Source organism: Virgibacillus sp. M23 (assembly GCF_034190895.1).
Lineage (GTDB): Bacteria > Bacillota > Bacilli > Bacillales > Amphibacillaceae > Virgibacillus > Virgibacillus salarius.
In genome coordinates this window covers 1-402 of record NZ_JAWDHA010000354.1, presented here as the reverse complement: position 1 = coordinate 402, position 402 = coordinate 1, and the positions used below count along the sequence as shown (strand labels likewise).

The following is a 402-nucleotide window of genomic DNA, read 5'->3' as shown; positions in this document are numbered from 1 at the left end:
ATCCTAGCCGGCGTCATCGGCTTGCGTCTTACGTCTTCTTCATAAAATAAAGGCATATACAGCTGTATATGCCTTTGCCATTAAGCGTCGTGATGTTTTTGAAGATGAAGCTGCGGCGGGATGAGCCAGCCTTTGTTTTTTAGCAGCCTTAAGTATTTTGCGCCGGTTGCCGCTTTCGATATATGAAATTGCCCAAACATCATGGCAATCTCCTCACGAATCGATTGCCCCATCATTTTGCTGCATGTCACAAGACCTGCAGCATTTTCCGCTGCCGCGGAGGCCGCCACATCCGGATCGAGAAACCGTGCACCAGGCGGAATATCGTTAAGATCTGCTGTCGGCGGTTCAGGAGAAGCCGGCGGCAGCGCCACCCCGTTTTCTTTCAGGATCGTGCTGACC

General features: G+C 51.5%; 1 protein-coding gene. It reads right to left on the bottom strand.

The features are described 5' to 3' along the window. Nucleotides 1–80: 80 nt before the first annotated feature. Nucleotides 81–402, bottom strand: a 322-nt coding sequence (locus RVS70_RS22965; RefSeq protein ID WP_321135050.1) for a DUF3231 family protein, incomplete at its 5' end; no start/stop codon positions are given.